Origin of the sequence: Nonomuraea phyllanthi (assembly GCF_006334985.2) — a bacterium.
Taxonomy (GTDB): Bacteria; Actinomycetota; Actinomycetes; order Streptosporangiales; family Streptosporangiaceae; genus Nonomuraea; species Nonomuraea phyllanthi.
The window spans coordinates 37,977-53,249 of record NZ_VDLX02000030.1 but is presented as its reverse complement, the minus strand read 5'-3'; the positions used below and the strand labels follow the sequence as shown (position 1 = coordinate 53,249).

The 15,273-nt window shown below is 70.4% G+C and carries 12 protein-coding genes; 3 read left to right on the top strand and 9 right to left on the bottom strand.

Annotated features, from left to right (window positions below):
- Window position 1 precedes the first annotated feature (1 nt).
- From FH608_RS47390 to ctaD, 8 genes are all read right to left on the bottom strand, one after another.
- Window positions 2–940, bottom strand: a complete 939-nt coding sequence (locus FH608_RS47390) for a diacylglycerol/lipid kinase family protein (RefSeq protein ID WP_139637779.1) — start codon at window positions 938–940, stop codon at window positions 2–4.
- Between the two features lie 50 nt (window positions 941–990).
- The gene (locus FH608_RS47385) at window positions 991–3,738 is read right to left on the bottom strand and encodes an immune inhibitor A domain-containing protein (protein WP_226900524.1); all 2,748 of its coding nucleotides are present in this window, start codon (window positions 3,736–3,738) and stop codon (window positions 991–993) included.
- Window positions 3,739–3,884: 146 nt separating this feature from the next.
- The gene (gene frdD, locus FH608_RS47380) at window positions 3,885–4,226 is read right to left on the bottom strand and encodes a fumarate reductase subunit FrdD (RefSeq protein WP_139637778.1); all 342 of its coding nucleotides are present in this window, start codon (window positions 4,224–4,226) and stop codon (window positions 3,885–3,887) included.
- The gene (locus FH608_RS47375) at window positions 4,223–4,612 is read right to left on the bottom strand and encodes a fumarate reductase subunit C (protein WP_139637777.1); all 390 of its coding nucleotides are present in this window, start codon (window positions 4,610–4,612) and stop codon (window positions 4,223–4,225) included. The genes frdD and FH608_RS47375 overlap by 4 nt, the downstream gene beginning before the upstream one ends.
- Entirely contained in the window at window positions 4,609–5,355 is a 747-nt protein-coding gene (gene sdhB / locus FH608_RS47370; protein ID WP_226900523.1) for a succinate dehydrogenase iron-sulfur subunit, read from the bottom strand. The genes FH608_RS47375 and sdhB overlap by 4 nt, the downstream gene beginning before the upstream one ends.
- Window positions 5,348–7,081: a fumarate reductase (quinol) flavoprotein subunit gene (frdA, locus tag FH608_RS47365; protein WP_226900522.1), complete on the bottom strand. Its 1,734-nt coding sequence runs from the start codon at window positions 7,079–7,081 to the stop codon at window positions 5,348–5,350. Before frdA ends, sdhB begins: the two co-directional genes overlap by 8 nt.
- Window positions 7,082–7,086: 5 nt before the next feature.
- Window positions 7,087–7,320, bottom strand: a complete 234-nt coding sequence (locus tag FH608_RS47360; RefSeq protein ID WP_139637775.1) for a hypothetical protein — start codon at window positions 7,318–7,320, stop codon at window positions 7,087–7,089.
- Window positions 7,321–7,353: 33 nt separating this feature from the next.
- Window positions 7,354–9,036 carry an aa3-type cytochrome oxidase subunit I gene (gene ctaD / locus FH608_RS47355; RefSeq protein WP_139637774.1) on the bottom strand — a complete coding sequence of 561 codons (1,683 nt, stop codon included), beginning with the start codon at window positions 9,034–9,036 and terminating at the stop codon, window positions 7,354–7,356.
- A gap of 184 nt (window positions 9,037–9,220) precedes the next feature.
- On the opposite strand from ctaD, the gene FH608_RS47350 reads away from it, so the two are divergent.
- The gene (locus FH608_RS47350) at window positions 9,221–10,426 is read left to right on the top strand and encodes an aminotransferase class I/II-fold pyridoxal phosphate-dependent enzyme (RefSeq protein ID WP_139637773.1); all 1,206 of its coding nucleotides are present in this window, start codon (window positions 9,221–9,223) and stop codon (window positions 10,424–10,426) included.
- A 32-nt stretch (window positions 10,427–10,458) separates the two neighbouring features.
- Here FH608_RS47350 and FH608_RS47345 read toward each other — a convergent pair whose 3' ends face one another.
- A complete protein-coding gene (locus tag FH608_RS47345) occupies window positions 10,459–11,013 on the bottom strand; it encodes a hypothetical protein (RefSeq protein ID WP_139637772.1) in 555 nt (184 codons plus the stop codon).
- A 97-nt stretch (window positions 11,014–11,110) separates the two neighbouring features.
- Here FH608_RS47345 and FH608_RS47340 point away from each other — a divergent pair, with 97 nt between their 5' ends.
- Together FH608_RS47340 and FH608_RS54060 are read left to right on the top strand one after the other, a co-directional pair.
- The gene (locus FH608_RS47340) at window positions 11,111–12,472 is read left to right on the top strand and encodes an FAD-binding oxidoreductase (protein ID WP_226900521.1); all 1,362 of its coding nucleotides are present in this window, start codon (window positions 11,111–11,113) and stop codon (window positions 12,470–12,472) included.
- A gap of 303 nt (window positions 12,473–12,775) precedes the next feature.
- Complete coding sequence (locus tag FH608_RS54060) at window positions 12,776–15,184, top strand: serine/threonine protein kinase (RefSeq protein WP_264372956.1); 2,409 nt, start codon at window positions 12,776–12,778, stop codon at window positions 15,182–15,184.
- Window positions 15,185–15,273 lie beyond the last annotated feature (89 nt).

The window sequence follows — 15,273 nt, the reverse complement described above, 5'->3', positions numbered from 1 at the left end:
GTCAGCGGTCCTCGAACGAGTCGGGGACCATGACCCGCACGCCGTTGGGCACGACGCGCAGCCGGATGGGAGTGCGCAGGCGCACCTCGCCGTCCACGTCGGCGGCCATCGGCGGGTCGGTCTCCAGCAGCATCTCGCGCCCGACCACGAACGGCCCGCCGGCCAGGCTGCGCCAGCGCCCGGTGGTCGCCCTGATGAGGGTCTCGCCGAGCAGCCGCAGCCGCTTGCCGGAGCCGAGCTGGTAGGCGACCAGCATGCCGTTGTCGATGCTGATGTCCTTGGCGACCTGCCAGCCGCCGTGGAAGCGGCCGTTGGCGATGTTGAGCTGGTGGGTGAGCAGCTCGTGGCGCCTGCCCTCCACGGTGATGTACGCGCGGAACGGGGTGTGCCCGGGCAGGATGGTCAGGGCCGTCATCGGGTAGGCGGGCCGCCCGACGATGCGCTTGAGCCACGGCTTGACCTTGCCCGCCACCTCGACGGAGACGCCGAAGCTGGCCAGGTTGGCGAACGGCCGGTCGCCGGCCATGCCGAGGTCGATGTCGGCGACCTTGCCGGTGTCGAACACCTTGATCGCCCCGGCCAGGTCGAGCGGGAGGCCGAGGCTCCTGGCGAAGTTGTTGGTGGTGCCGAGGGGCAGCACGCCGAGCGCCACGTCGCGGTGTGCCACGTGGCGCACGGCGGAGGAGAGCGTGCCGTCGCCGCCGCCCACGACGAGCAGGTCGGGGTCGGTGGCGAGGGCCGTGTCGAGCAGCTCGCGCAGCCGCTTGGGGTTGTAGACCGACAGCTCCACCAGCGGCTCGAACCCGAGGTTGTGGATCTGCTCGATGACCTCGAAGTAGTGGCGGCGACCGCGGCGCGAGCGAGTGTTCACCACCACCGCCACCTTGCGATCGCGGCGGATCGCCTCGGTGTGCTCGTCCTTGGTGCGCAGTTCGCTCATGCTCACCAATGGTAGGGCCGCCAGGGAGGTCCTGGCGGCCCTGTTGATCACTACTTCTTGGGCGGGACGACCTGGACGAGAGCGCCCAGGTTGCCCGGCAGCGGGGCGAGCAGCTTGAACTGCACGCCGAGCGCCTTGCCCTCGTCACCGGGGTTGCCGGTGCCGAGCACCGAGCCGGCGGCCACCTGGCCGTACAGCTCCGTGGCGGGGGTGCCGTCCTGGTGCACCACGCGGGTGCTGTACGTCTGGTCACCCTTCGACGGCACGACCACCGAGGCGTCGAAGTCGCGGTAGTACAGGCCGCCGTCGATCAGTTCGAGGCCCGGGTACCAGGTCTTCGCGTCGGTGAAGGTGCGCACGCCCTTGAGCGCGGGCAGCTCCGTGCAGTACTCGCTGTACGGCTCGTTCGCGTCCTCGATGCACTCCGTGAACGGGTACGTCTTGCGGAACCCGAACGCGGCGTTGGACGACTGGACGCGGCCCTGCAGGTTCTTCTGCAGCGTCGGGTCCTTCTCGGCCGCGGTGCCGGAGCGGCGCAGCGGGTCGTAGTGCGAGTCCACGACCAGCAGGCTGCCCTTGGAGCCGATGCTCGGCGGGAGCTGCAGGGTGCTGCCCAGGTTGTTGTTGACGAACGTCGAGTCGCGGTACCACACCAGCAGGCCCGGCGCGTTGTACTTCACCTTGTGCACCTTCCACGCCCCGTCGCGGAGGTAGTCGGTGTCGTAGGTGTACCCGAGGCCCTTGTCGAAGCCGTCGAGGTTGCGCCACTCGGCCAGGTAGAACCGGGAGATCTCGCGCTCGCCGTTGTTGCGGGTCCAGCCCTGGCCGCTGGTGTTGGTGAACGTGCCGCCAACGGGCTTCCAGCCGTTGTCGCCGTTCTCGACGTCGTCGCTCCACACGGCCGTGCCGCCGTTGGTGAGCTCGAAGTCGTCGGCGAACCAGCCGCGCTCCTGGAAGGCCGCGTCGGAGTTGAACGTCAGCCGCAGCTTGATCGTCTGCCCGGCGAACGGCGTCAGGTTGGCGTAGTCGTGCCGCCAGCCGCCGCTGCTGCCCGTGAGGCCGTACTTCTTGTTGCCGAACGTCTTGAGGTTCTTGTTCGGGTCCGGGTAGTCGTCAGGCGTGGTGACCTCGTTGCCGGCCTCGTCGAACAGCTTCTGCTGGCTCCACGTCTGGCCGCCGTCGGTCGAGACCTCGACGAAGCCGAAGTCCCAGTCCTGCTCGATCACGTAGTTGTTCCACATCCAGAACCGGACGTCGGTCCCGGCGGGAACCTCCACGTCGCGGGTCAGGGTGAGGTTGGCCCAGTCCTGGTCCAGGCCGTTCCACCAGGCGTTCGAGCCGCTGTGCACGTCGATCATCTTGAGCGGCGTGGACGGCAGGTTCACCCGGATGCCGTCCTCGGTGAACTTCGGCGTGCGGGAGGACTGCCCGACCGTGACGATCCTGGAGCGGTCGCCGGGGTCGAACGTCTTCGGGTTCGCCCAGCCGAGCACCCACTTGTCCCACAGACCCATGTGGGACGGCATCGACTGGTAGACGGGGCCGGAGTGGGAGCCGCTGGACATCAGGTCCCAGAAGTCCACGGCCGAGCTGGCCTGGCCCGAGGTGTCGTACAGGTCGGGCAGGCCGAGGTCGTGGCCGTACTCGTGGGCGAAGACGCCGACGCCGGAGTCCTCGGGCTGCACGATGTAGTTGGAGATCTTCTTGTCGGTGCCGGGCACCTGGTAGCCGCCCGCGACCGCGCTGGAGTGCGCCCAGATCGCGTACGTGCCCTCGGCGCCGCCGTCGGAGGACTTGTCCTTGCCGGCGTGCACCAGCACCAGGTGGTCGATCACGCCGTCGGGCTCGTTGAAGTCGCCGTCGCCGTCGGCGTCGGAGACGTCCTCGACGTCGTAGTCGGCCCACGGGAAGTCGGGCTGCGCCTTGACGAGGGACTCGACCACGTCGATGGGCAGCTGCTGGGCGCCGAGCGGGTTGTCCGGGTGGCCGGACATGTCCTGCGGCGCGCCACCGCAGGCGGCGGCGCCGTACCAGGCCTCGGAGTGCGGGACCTTGATCCAGCCGACCGCCGAGCCGGTGACGGAGTAGGCGCCCTTGGACATCTCCTCGTACATCTTCTTCATCGTGAAGCCGGAGATGTCGATGCCCGCCTTGCCGTCGCGCGGGTCCTTCAGGTCAGGACGGACGCGCTCGGTGATGCCCTTGTCCGTGTAGAGCATCTTGTTGAAGTGCTCGGGGCTGAAGTCCTTGACCCAGAAGGAGTTGTTGTCCTTGTGCGGCAGCGTGGCCGGGTCGGGGATGTTGTTGTGCAGGGGGCCGTTCATGAGCGTGCCGGCCGGCTCGACCACGCAGTCGTCGGGGCCGCTGTTGACGCTCCGCAGGCGGTTGAAGCCCGAGAAGTCGTCGTTGGCCTGCTCGTTGAACTCGACGAGGATCGTCAGGAGCTTGGCCGTGCGGGTCTGCTTGGTCTTCTTGAACAGCCATTCGGCGGGGTTGCGGCCGGTCCTGATGGCCTCGTCCTCGCGCTTGGCGAGGACCCGGCCGGCCGCCGGATTTCCACTCGTGAACTTTCTGTCGATCTTCTCGGCCGGGGTCAGCGAGCGCCGGTTCCCCTGGTTGACAGAAGGCTCCTTCGGGTCCTTCCCGACCGCGGGAGGAGCGTAGTTGATGTAGTAATCGGCGGCCGTGGGCTCGTACGACGCGACGGACGACGCCTGAGCCGTGGGCGCGGACAGGGCGGCGCCCAGGAGGGCGACCGCCGGGAAGGCTGCTGCTAATAAGCGCTTCGTGCTGGGCACCAGGAACCCTCTCTGCCCGGGGTCTCCGGGCGCATGGCCATAGGGTGTGCAATGCCGGACGCTAGAGGGTAGGTCAACGAATCGTAAAGTACGTTGTTGAAACGTGATCAAAGGGGGACATTTGACCCATCGTTTAGGTGCGGCGCCTAGAACAGAATGAACCCGGCCGCAATCCCGCCCACGACCGCGCCCCCGTAACAGACCACCGCCACGAGCACGTCGTACCTGGCGATGCCGAGCAGCTCCTCGCTGGTGAACCTGACGCGGTGCGCGGCGTGGAAGAGACACAGCACGGCCACCACCAGCAGGGCCAGCCGCACCAGGACGCTTCCCGTCAGCGCGCTCAGGTGCCCGGCCGCGGGCCAGTCGACCACGCCGAGCGGCATGAGCACCCCGAACAGCAGCACGAGCACCGGCAGCACGAGCGCCGCCACCACTCCCCCGCCGCTGAACAGCAGCCACAGGTACGGCTCCAGCCTGCGTCTCATGGCGACCTCAGGACGAAGTAGGCGATCAGCACGGAGATCACCATCCAGGCCGAGTGGTTGCCGCCCTGGATCATCCAGGCGGGCACCCGCCAGCCGTCCAGGCGGACGACGGTGGCCTTGGGGGCGAGGTTGAGGAACGTGACCGCGTGGTAGACGGTCGCGGCCAGCGCGAGCACGTTGAGCGCGATCATCCACGGCCGCGCGGCCAGCGCGGCGAACTCCTGGAACGCGCCGCCGCGCAGCGCGTCCACGAGCATGCCGAGGAAGACGACCGACCAGGCCACCAGGACGCTGGTCAGCTCGCGCAGCACGAAGAGGGCGTAGCGGCGGCTGCGGGCGAACCACAGGCGGTCGCGCGGCGCCCGGTAGGCGCTCACCCCGGTCATCGCCTGCTCCACGGCAGGACGGAGCGCAGGGCCGCGGTCAGCTTGTAGCGCTGGATGGCCTCGGCCGGGTCCACGTGCTTGGGGCAGGCGCGCGTGCACTCGCCGACGAACGTGCACCCCCACACGGCGTCCTCCTGGTTGAGCACGTCGAACCGGTCGTCCATGTCGCGCGAGTCCAGGCCGTAACGCTGGGCGAGCGCGATGGCGGCCGGGCCGAGGAAGTCGGGGTCGAGCACGTAGACCGGGCAGGCCGAGTAGCACAGCAGGCAGTTGATGCACATGCTGTACTGCTTGTACGCCTCCAGCTGCTCCGGCGTCTGGGCGTACTCCGTCGTGAGGGGCGGCTCCTCGCCCTCCCTGACCAGCCAGGGCCGCACGGACGACAGCTTGGCCAGGAACCCGTCGATGTCCACGACCAGGTCCCTGATCACCGGGAAGCCCTTCAGCGGCTCGATCCTGATCGGGCCGTCGCCGTACTCGGTGAGGAAGGTGCCGCAGGTCAGCCGGGGCTCGCCGTTGACGGTCATGCCGCACGAGCCGCACACGCCCATCCGGCACGACCAGCGGTACGACAGGCTGCCGTCGAGCTGGTCCTTGATGTGGTTGAGCCCGTCGAGCACCGCCCAGTCGGGTTTGAGCGGCACGTCGTACCCCTGGACGACGGGTTCGTCGTCCTCGCCCGGCCGGTAGCGCGCGACCTCCATCCTGATCGTGCGCGTCCCGGCCTCGGTGGTGTCACTCACGGCCGTACACCCTTTCTCCCGGGGGCCAGCGGGTGATCGTCACGGGCAGCAGCCCGACCGACGGCGTGCCGTCGGGGGCGCGGTGCACCAGCGAGTGCGCGAGGTAGGCGGCGTCGTCCCTGGCGGTGAAGTCGGTGCGCTGGTGCGCGCCGCGCGACTCCTGCCGGTTGAGCGCGCAGGCCACGATCGTCCGCGCCACCTCCAGCATCGTGTGCAGCTCCAGCAGGTTGATCAGCTCGGTGTTGAAGGTGGCGCTCGCGTCGTCGACGCGGGCCTCCGCGGCGCGCTCGCCCAGCTCGGCGAGCGTGTCGACGGCCTTGGCGAGCGCGTCGCCCGTGCGGTAGATGCCGGCCGCGCCCTCCAGCGTGTGCTGCATCTCCTCGCGCAGGCCGGCGATGCGCTCGCCGGTCCCGCCGCCCTCGCGCGCGCGTTCCAGCCGCCGCCGCTCGTCGCCGCCCTGGCTGCGCACGGCGGGCGCCTCGCCGTCCCGGTGCGAGCGGGCGAACCCGGCCGCCGCGAGCCCCGCCCGGCGGCCGAAGACCAGGCACTCGGGCAGTGAGTTGGAGCCGAGCCGGTTGGCGCCGTTGATGCTCACGCAGGCCGTCTCCCCGGCCGCGAACAGCCCGGCGATCGGGGTGGCGCCGTCGAGGTCGGTGTGGACGCCGCCCATCATGTAGTGCACGACCGGGCGTACCGGGATGAGTTCGGTGGCGGGGTCGAGGTTCTGGTAGCTCCGGCACAGCTCGCGCACGAACGGGATGCGGGTGTCGATCTTCTCCTCGCCGAGGTGGCGCAGGTCCAGGTAGACGACCGGCCCGTACGGGGTGTCCACGGTGCGCCCCTTGTGCTGCTCGTGCACGAACGCCTGCGAGAGCCGGTCGCGCGGGCCCAGCTCCATGCTGCGCAGCCGCGGCGTGGGCGTGGGCCGGCCGAGGTCGTAGTCCTGAAGGTAGCGGTAGCCGTCCTTGTTGATCAGCCAGCCGCCCTCCGCCCTGGCCGCCTCGGTGATGAGGATGCCGGTGAACGGCAGGCCGGTCGGGTGGTACTGGACGAACTCCATGTCCTTCAGCGGCGCGCCCGCGCGGTAGGCGAGGGCCATGCCGTCGCCGGTCTTGATGGCGGCGTTGGTGGTGAAGGGGAAGACCCGGCCGCAGCCGCCGGTGGCCAGGATGACCGACCGGGCGGCGATGGTCTCGATCCGGCCGGTCCTGAGCTCGACGGCCACGACGCCGTGGACGCGGCCGTCGTCGACGACGAGCTTGGTGACGTACCACTCGTCATAGCGGATGAGGTCCTGATATTTCAGGCTTGTTTGGAACAGGGTGTGCAGGAGGTGGAAGCCCGTCTTGTCGGCGGCGTACCAGGTGCGCATCTTCTTCATGCCGCCGAACGGGCGGACCGCGACCCGGCCGTCGCCTTCCCTGCTCCACGGACAGCCCCAGTGTTCGAGCTGGATCAGCTCCTTCGGCGCCTCGGCCACGAACGCCTCGACCGCGTCCTGGTCGCAGAGCCAGTCACCGCCGGAGATCGTGTCGTAGCAGTGCTCGTCGAGCGTGTCGCCGACGCCGATCACCGCGGCGGCGCCGCCCTCGGCGGAGACGGTGTGGCTGCGCATCGGGTAGACCTTCGAGACGACCGCCACCTTCAGCTCCGGGTCGGCCTCGGCGACCGCGATGGCCGCCCGCAGGCCCGCCCCTCCCCCTCCGACGATGAGCACGTCGATCATCTGGGTCACTTCCCGTGGTCGGGTTGTATCGGGTCCTTCACGCGCTTGCCGTCGTGCCGGATGGCGGACAGGTTGATGCTGCCGTCGTGGTACTCGTGGCGGATGCTGCGGCAGCCGCAGTCGTAGAGCCGGTCGTGGATCACCAGGCCGTAGCCGTCGTCGTCGACGAGGCGCTCACCGCCGCACGTCTTCCCGCAGGGGGCCGTCTCGGGGGTGAAGGGGATTCGCGTGCCTGTCATCGCCGATCTCCCTAGATAGGCGAAATTTCATGATCAGTCGGGGTTCTCCGCGTGCGGGCGGCTCTCATCGGCGGGGCGGTTCGCCCGCTCGCGGGGATAGTGCAGATCGAAGGCCGGCCGCTCGGAGCGGATCGGAGGCATGCTGGTGAAGTTGTGGCGCGGGGGCGGGCAGGAGGTCGCCCATTCGAGGGAGTTGCCGTAGCCCCACGGGTCGTCGAGCGTGACCTTCGGCGCGCGCCTGGCCGTCCTCCAGACGTTGTAGAGGAACGGCAGGGTCGAGATCCCGAGCAGGAACGCCCCGGCGGAGGAGATCTCGTTGAGCGCCGTGAAGCCGTCGCCCGGGCTGTAGTCGGCGTAGCGCCGGGGCATGCCCAGCTGGCCGAGCCAGTGCTGCACCAGGAACGTCGTGTGGAACCCGATGAACAGCGTCCAGAAGTGCACCTTGCCCAGGCGGTCGTCGAGCATCCTGCCGGTCATCTTCGGCCACCAGAAGTAGAAGCCGGAGAACATGGCGAACACGACCGTGCCGAAGACGACGTAGTGGAAGTGGGCGACCACGAAGTACGTGTCGCTGATGTGGAAGTCGAGCGGGGGCGAGGCCAGGATGATGCCGGTGAGCCCGCCGAGCAGGAACGTCACCAGGAAGCCGACGGAGAAGAGCATCGGCGTCTCGAAGCTCAGATGGCCCCGCCACATGGTGCCGATCCAGTTGAAGAACTTCACCCCCGTCGGCACCGCGATGAGGAACGTCATGAACGAGAAGAACGGCAGCAGCACCTGGCCCGTGGCGAACATGTGGTGCGCCCACACGGTCATCGACAGGCCGGCGATGGCGATGGTCGCGCCGACCAGCCCCAGGTAGCCGAAGATCGGCTTGCGGCTGAAGACCGGGATCACCTCGGTCACGATCCCGAAGAACGGCAGCGCGATGATGTAGACCTCGGGATGGCCGAAGAACCAGAACAGGTGCTGCCAGAGCATCGGGCCGCCGTTCTCGGAGCTGAAGACCTGGGTGCCCAGCTTGCGGTCCGACTCCAGCACGAGCAGCGCGGCGGCCAGCACCGGGAACGCGAGCAGCACGAGCATGCTGGTCAGCAGCACGTTCCAGGTGAACAGCGGCATCCTGAACATCGTCATGCCGGGCGCCCGCATGCCGATGATCGTGGTGATGAAGTTGACCGCGCCGAGGATGGTGCCGAGCCCCGACAGGGCCAGACCCATGATCCACAGATCGGCGCCGATCTGCGGCGTGTGGGTCCCCGACGACAGCGGCGTGTACGCGAACCAGCCGAAGTCGGCCGCCCCGCCCGGCGTGAAGAAGCCCGAGATCACCATGAGCCCGCCGAACAGGAACAGCCAGTACGCCACCGCGTTCAGCCGGGGGAAGGCGACGTCGGGCGCGCCGATCTGCAGCGGCATGACCACGTTCGCGAACCCGGCGAACAGCGGCGTCGCGAACAGCAGCAGCATCACCGTGCCGTGGATGGTGAACAGCTGGTTGTACTGCTGCTGGGTGACCAGCTGCATGCCCGGCGAGGCGAGCTCGGCCCTGATGACCATGGCCATGACGCCCGCCACCAGGAAGAACCCGAACGAGGTGATCAGGTAGAGGTAGCCGATGACCTTGTGGTCGGTCGTCGACATCCAGGACGCGATGACGGTCCCGGTGCGGCGGCGTCTGACCTGCTCGATCGTGGTCTCTCGAACGGTCGTCACGGCTGCTCCCTCCTGGGCCGGCCCGATCTCTCCATTGCACGCCAAGGAGCGCCGCTCGGGAAGGGCCTGCGGGCAGGCATTCGGCCGGGAGCCCCGTCGCCGCCGTCCCAGATGGCGGATATCGACCGGCTCACCTGGCGGCGTCTTCTATCCTTCTAGCCGGACCGAATTCGGAGGAGATCTCGTGACCGCACAGGCTGACTACGCCGCCCTCGTCCAGCGAGGGCTCTCGCTCGACCTCACCAGGGGCAAGCCGTCGCCGCGCCAGCTCGACCTCTCCGACGACCTGCTCAGGCTGCCGAGCTCCTACCGCGCGGCCGACGGCACCGACGGCCGCAACTACGGCAACCTGCAAGGCCTCGCCGAGCTGCGCGAGCTGTTCGCGCCGCTGGTGCAGGTGCCCGCCGGGCAGCTGGTCGTCGGCGGCAACTCCAGCCTGGCCATGATGCACGACACGATCGTGCACGCGCTGCTCGACCCGGTGCCGGGCGCGGCGCGGCGGTGGGTGGAGGAGCCCGAGATCACGTTCCTGTGCCCGGTGCCCGGCTACGACCGGCACTTCACGATCACCGAGCGCTTCGGGGTCACGATGGTGCCCGTCCCGATGACCGCCGACGGCCCCGACATGGACGTGGTCGAGCGCCTGGTCGCCGCCGACCCGAAGGTCAAGGGCATGTGGTGCGTGCCGAAGTACAGCAACCCGTCCGGCGTCACCTACAGCGACGAGACGGTGCGCCGGCTGGCCGCCATGCCGGCGGCGGCGCCCGACTTCCGCATCTTCTGGGACAACGCGTACGCGGTGCACCACCTCACCGACACCCCCGACGAGCTGACCGACCTGCTCGCCCTGGCCGCCGAGCACGGCAACGCCGACCGCGTGTTCGTCTACGCCTCCACCTCCAAGGTGACGCTGGCGGGCTCCGGCGTGTCGTTCTTCGGCTCCTCCCCGGCGAACGTCGCGTGGTTCCTGCGCAACACCGCCAAGCAGTCCATCGGGCCCGACAAGATCAACCAGCTGCGGCACGTGGAGTTCCTGCGTGACCCGGCGGGCGTGGCCGCCCACATGCGGCGGCACGCGGAGCTGATCGGGCCGAAGTTCGAGATGGTCGACAAGGTGCTGACCGAGCGGCTGGGCGACCTCGCCACCTGGACGAGCCCCCGGGGCGGCTACTTCATCAGCCTGGAGGTGCCGCACGCCGCCGAGGTGGTGGCCAGGGCCAAGGCCGCGGGCATCGCGCTCACGCCCGCCGGCGCGACCCACCCGTACGGCAAGGACCCCGACGACCGCACGATCAGGATCGCCCCCACCTACCCCGAGCTGGACGAGCTGGAGCAGGCCATCGAGGGCCTGGCGATCTGCGTGCGCCTGGTGGCGGAGGAGCGGGGCTGAGCCCGAGGCCGTCGCCGCGGCCGCGGCGACGGCTAGCGGCCGTTGCCGCGGAAGCCGAAGATGTACTCGCGCGTCTCGCTCGGATGGAACGAGACGCCGACCCCCGGCTCGAACACGACGTTGTCGCGGGCGCAGTAACAGAGGCTCTCCCAGACGGCCAGGGCCTTCTCCCTGGCCGGCGCCTCGGCGGTGTCGCGCTTGCGGGCGCCGTACGAGCCGAGCACGTTGAGCAGCCCGAGCCCCCAGAACAAGCCGGTCAGGCAGAACGGCGCGAGCAGCACCTCGCCCCACCGGGCGTCCTGGCCCATCGCGATGACCAGCGACACCACCAGGTGCACCAGGGCCGCCACGCCGAGCAGGATGTAGCCCTGGTTCCTGGCCCACGGCGTGTAGTGGCGGCTGGGGAAGGAGAGCCAGACGGCGAGCTGCGTGCGGCTCATGACGTGCTTCGACACGCCCAGGGCCGCCCTGGAGGGCAGGTCGGCGACCTCGCGCTCGCCGGGTAACCGCACTCTGCCGATCTTGTACGTGGTCCCGGCGGCGACCGCGCCCGGGACCGCGACAATCTGGTCAGCCTCCGAACACACCGGGCACCTGACTTTCACCCGGGCAGTTTGGCCTTAAGTAACGACCTGCGCAAACCGCAGACCAAGCTGCGGGCGGTATGCGCCTAAGGTGCATATTGTGAGACCGATTGATGCCTTGGTTAACGCGCTGTCCGAAGCCCGCGTCGTGACCGACCCTGACGTGATCGACTCCTACGCCCGCGACCGCACGTTCGTGGAGCCCGGCAAGCCGCTCGGCGTCGTCCTCGCCGCCTCCCGCGAGGACGTGGTGACCACGATGAAGTGGGCCACGGAGCACCGGGTGCCGGTGGTGCCGCGCGGCGCGGGCACCGGGCTCGCGGGCGCCTCCGTCGCCGGCGACGGCTCGCTCATCCTGTCGCTGGCGAAGATGACCGCGATCAGGGAGCTCGCCCCCGCCGACGAGATCGCCGTCGTCGAGCCGGGCGTCATCACCGCCGACCTCGACAGGGCCGCCAGGGAGCACGGGCTCATGTACGCGCCCGATCCGTCGTCGTACGAGATCTCCACCATCGGCGGCAACCTCGCCACCAACGCGGGCGGGCTGCGGTGCGTGAAGTACGGCGTGACCAGGGACTCGGCGCTCGGCCTCGAGGTCGTGCTGGCCGACGGCCGCGTGCTCAACACCGGGCGGCGCACGATGAAGGGCGTCACCGGCTACGACCTGACCGGGCTCTTCGTCGGCTCCGAGGGCACGCTGGGCGTCATCACGGCCGCCACCGTGCGGCTGCGCCGCGCGCCCGCCGCGCCGCCGGCCACGTTCGCCGCCGAGTTCGGCTCGCTCAGGGACGCGGGCGCGGCCGTCTCGGCGATCATGGCGGCCGGCTGCCAGCCGTCGCTCATGGAGCTGCTGGACCGGGCCACCCTGCAGGCCATCGACGACTGGCGCAACATCGGCCTGGAGGCTTCCACGCAGGCCATGCTGATCGGCCAGTCCGACGCGGCCGACGGCCAGGACGTGGTGGCGCGCATGGAGCGGTTGTGCATGGACAACGGGGCGTCGTTCGTGGCCGTGGCCTCCAGCCCGCAGGAGGCCGAGGAGCTCGTCGGCGTGCGCCGGATGGCGTACCAGGCCAAGGAGCGGCTCGGGGCGTGCCTGGTGGAGGACGTGTGCGTGCCGCGCTCCGTCCTGGCCGAGATGATCACCGCCATCGAGGCGGCGGGCACCCGGCACGGCGTGCGGATCTGCACGGCCGCGCACGCCGGGGACGGCAACCTGCACCCCGTCTTCATCTTCGACCACGGCACGGTGGAGCCGCCGGCGGAGGTGTGGGCGGCGGCGGACGAGATCTTCACGCGCGCGCTGGAGCTCGGGGGCACGCTGACCGGGGAGCACGGGGTGGGGGTGCTGAAGCGGCGCTGGCTGGCGCTGGAGTCGGGGCCGGTGGTCACGGAGGTCCAGCAGGGCATCAAGGCGGTCTTCGACCCGCTGGGCATCCTGAACCCGGGCAAGGCGATCTGACGGGACCCCGCCCGGCCGTCTGCACACGTTCCCTGGCGTCCACCCGTAAGACGGACACTGACCAGGTGTTGGACACGTTCCAGACACCGGACATTTCTCACATGCCGGACATCTAGCACGTGCCCGGCACCTTGACCAAGCCGTGACATTGCCCCTGCGTAGCCGCACGACCTGGGACGAAGGACCGCTCCACACCTGACATCCATCGTCAGAACATGAAACTTCTGGCAGGTCCGGCAGACGTCCCAAGCATCCCGCTGGTAGCGTTTTGCCTCATCTATTAGGTTGTTATGGGGGTCCGACGTGAATCAGTCCCAGCCGCTGGCGGCGGACGATCCGCGGCGGCTGGGGACGTATGACATCGTCGCCCGGCTCGGCGAGGGCGGCCAGGGCGTCGTGTACTTGGGCAGGAGCGACTCCGGGGAACAGGTCGCGGTCAAGCTGCTGCACAACGCCCTGGTGGCCGATTCCGACGCGCGGACGCGGTTCCTGCGCGAGGTGGCGGTGGCGCAGCGGGTGGCCAGGTTCTGCACCGCGCCCGTGCTCCACGCCGACCTGGACGGCAGCCGGCCGTACATCGTGAGCGAGTACGTCCCGGGGCCGTCGCTCCGGGAGCTGGTCATCAACGAGGGGCCGCGACGGGGAGCGGCGCTCGAACGGCTCGCGATCAGCACGGCCACGGCGCTGGCGGCCATCCACCGCGCAGGGATCCTGCACCGGGACTTCAAGCCCGCCAACGTGCTCATGGGGCCCGAGGGTCCCGTCGTGATCGACTTCGGCATCGCCCGCGCCCTCGACTCCCCCGGCGCGACCGCCACGGGGATGGCCATGGGCACGCCCTCGTACCTGGCACCCGAGCAGCTGACCGGGGCTGCGGTGTCGGAGGCGGCCGACGTGTTCGCGTGGGGCGTCACGATGGTGTACGCGGCGACGGGCAAGCCCGCCTTCGGCGCCGACTCCATCCCCGTGGTGATGAACCGGATCCTGAACGAGGAGCCGGAGCTCGGGGGCATGGACGGCGGCAGCGTGCTGGCCGAGCTGGTGGCCGCGTGCCTGTCCAAGGACCCGGCGCACCGGCCCGGCGCGAGCGAGATCATCGTCCGCCTCACCGGCCAGCCCGCCCCGAACGCGGCCGTCGAGCCGGTGACGGGCCAGCACCTCACCTCTCACCTCTCCCCCGGTCAGCCCTCACCCGGCGCCGGCGTCCCGGGCCGGTCCCCGCAGCCGGGGACGGCCGGGCCGGAGGGCGGCACCGCCGCCGGCCCGGACGTCTACCCGGGCCCGTGGACCCAGCCCACCCCCGTGGGCTCCCCGGCCCAGACGGGCCCCCAGGGCACGCGCCCGCCCGAGACGGGCGCGTACGGCCGCCCGGCCGCGGCCTCCTCCCAGAGCGACCCCCTCCAGCACGGTCTCATCCAGCCCGGCCCCATGCAGCCCGGCCAGGTCCAGCCCGGCCAGGTCCAGCCCGGCCAGGTCCAGACCGGTCCCGGGCAGACGGGCCCGGTGCAGGGCGGCCAGTTCCCTGGCGCGCACGGACCCGCCGCCCAGGGCGGGCCCGGCCAGGCGGCGGCCATGGGAGGCGCGGCGTCCGGAAACCCGCAGATCACGGGGAGCGGGCCGCAGGCGGGCATGCCCGGCGGCGGCGCCCATCCCTCCATGCCTGGCGGCGCCCATCCCGGCATGCCCGGCAACGACCCTCGATCCGCCATGCCGCCCGTGGGCGGCCCCGGGTCGCCGTACGGTCCCCAGCCGGGCGGGACGCCCCCTGGCGCTCCCAGCGGCGGCCACCTGGGCGCGGTGGCCGGCATGCCGCCTCACGGCCAGGGCATGCCGCCCTACCAGGGAACCCCGAACGGGCCGGGCGGCCCGGGAACGGGTGCCCCCGGGGCCGGCGACCCGTCGGGCGCCGGGGACGGCCGGAACGGCAAGCAGCGCCGCACCCTGACGCTCGCCCTGTCCGGCGCCGCGGCCGCCACCCTGCTCGTGGTGGCCGGCGCCATGGTGGTCCAGGCGAACAGCAAGGAGGTGCCGGTGGTGTCCGTGGGCAACACCACCACCAGCACCAACGGCGACGGAGCGGGCGCGGGCCAGAACCCGCCGTCCGTGCAGCAGACCCCGCCCCCCTCGATCACGGTCCCCACCCTCGACCCCCCGAGGACCAGGAAGCCGAAGAAGACCACCAAGCCCACCCGCGTCCCGAACCAGGTCACGACCTACCCGCAGCCCCAGGCGACGACGGCCCGGCCCGAGCCGACCAGGAAGAAGCGGAGGTCGAACATGATCGCCCCGGAGGAGGAGCCGACCTCCAGGCCGTCCGAGGGGCCGACGAGGACGCTTCCCGTCCCGACCACGAAGTCGAACAAGAAGCCCCCGCCCGCGCCGAAGCCGAACCCGTACAAGGCGACGTCGGTGTGCGGCTCCGGCTACAAGGTCGTGGACTCGCACGCGCTGGGCTCGAGCGCCACCGTCTACCTGCTCTACAGCTCCGGCACGGGCAAGAACTGCGTGCTCACGATGTCGCGCCTGGTGTGGCCCGGCAAGGTCTCGATGAACGCGATCCTGCAGGTCAAGGGCGGCTCCAAGGGGAGCGACCCCGGCAAGTTCAGCGCCTACGCCGGCCCGGTGCGCCTGCCGGCCAAGAAGAAGTGCGTGATCTGGGGCGGCACGTTCGGCTCGCAGAGCTGGAAGTCCGGCTGGAGCCACTGCTCCTGACATCCTCGCGCGCGAGGCCGTGCCGGTTCGACGCGGCACGGCCTCGTGGTGCCGTCCGGCGGGGTGGCGGCGTCCGGCGTACATTCGAC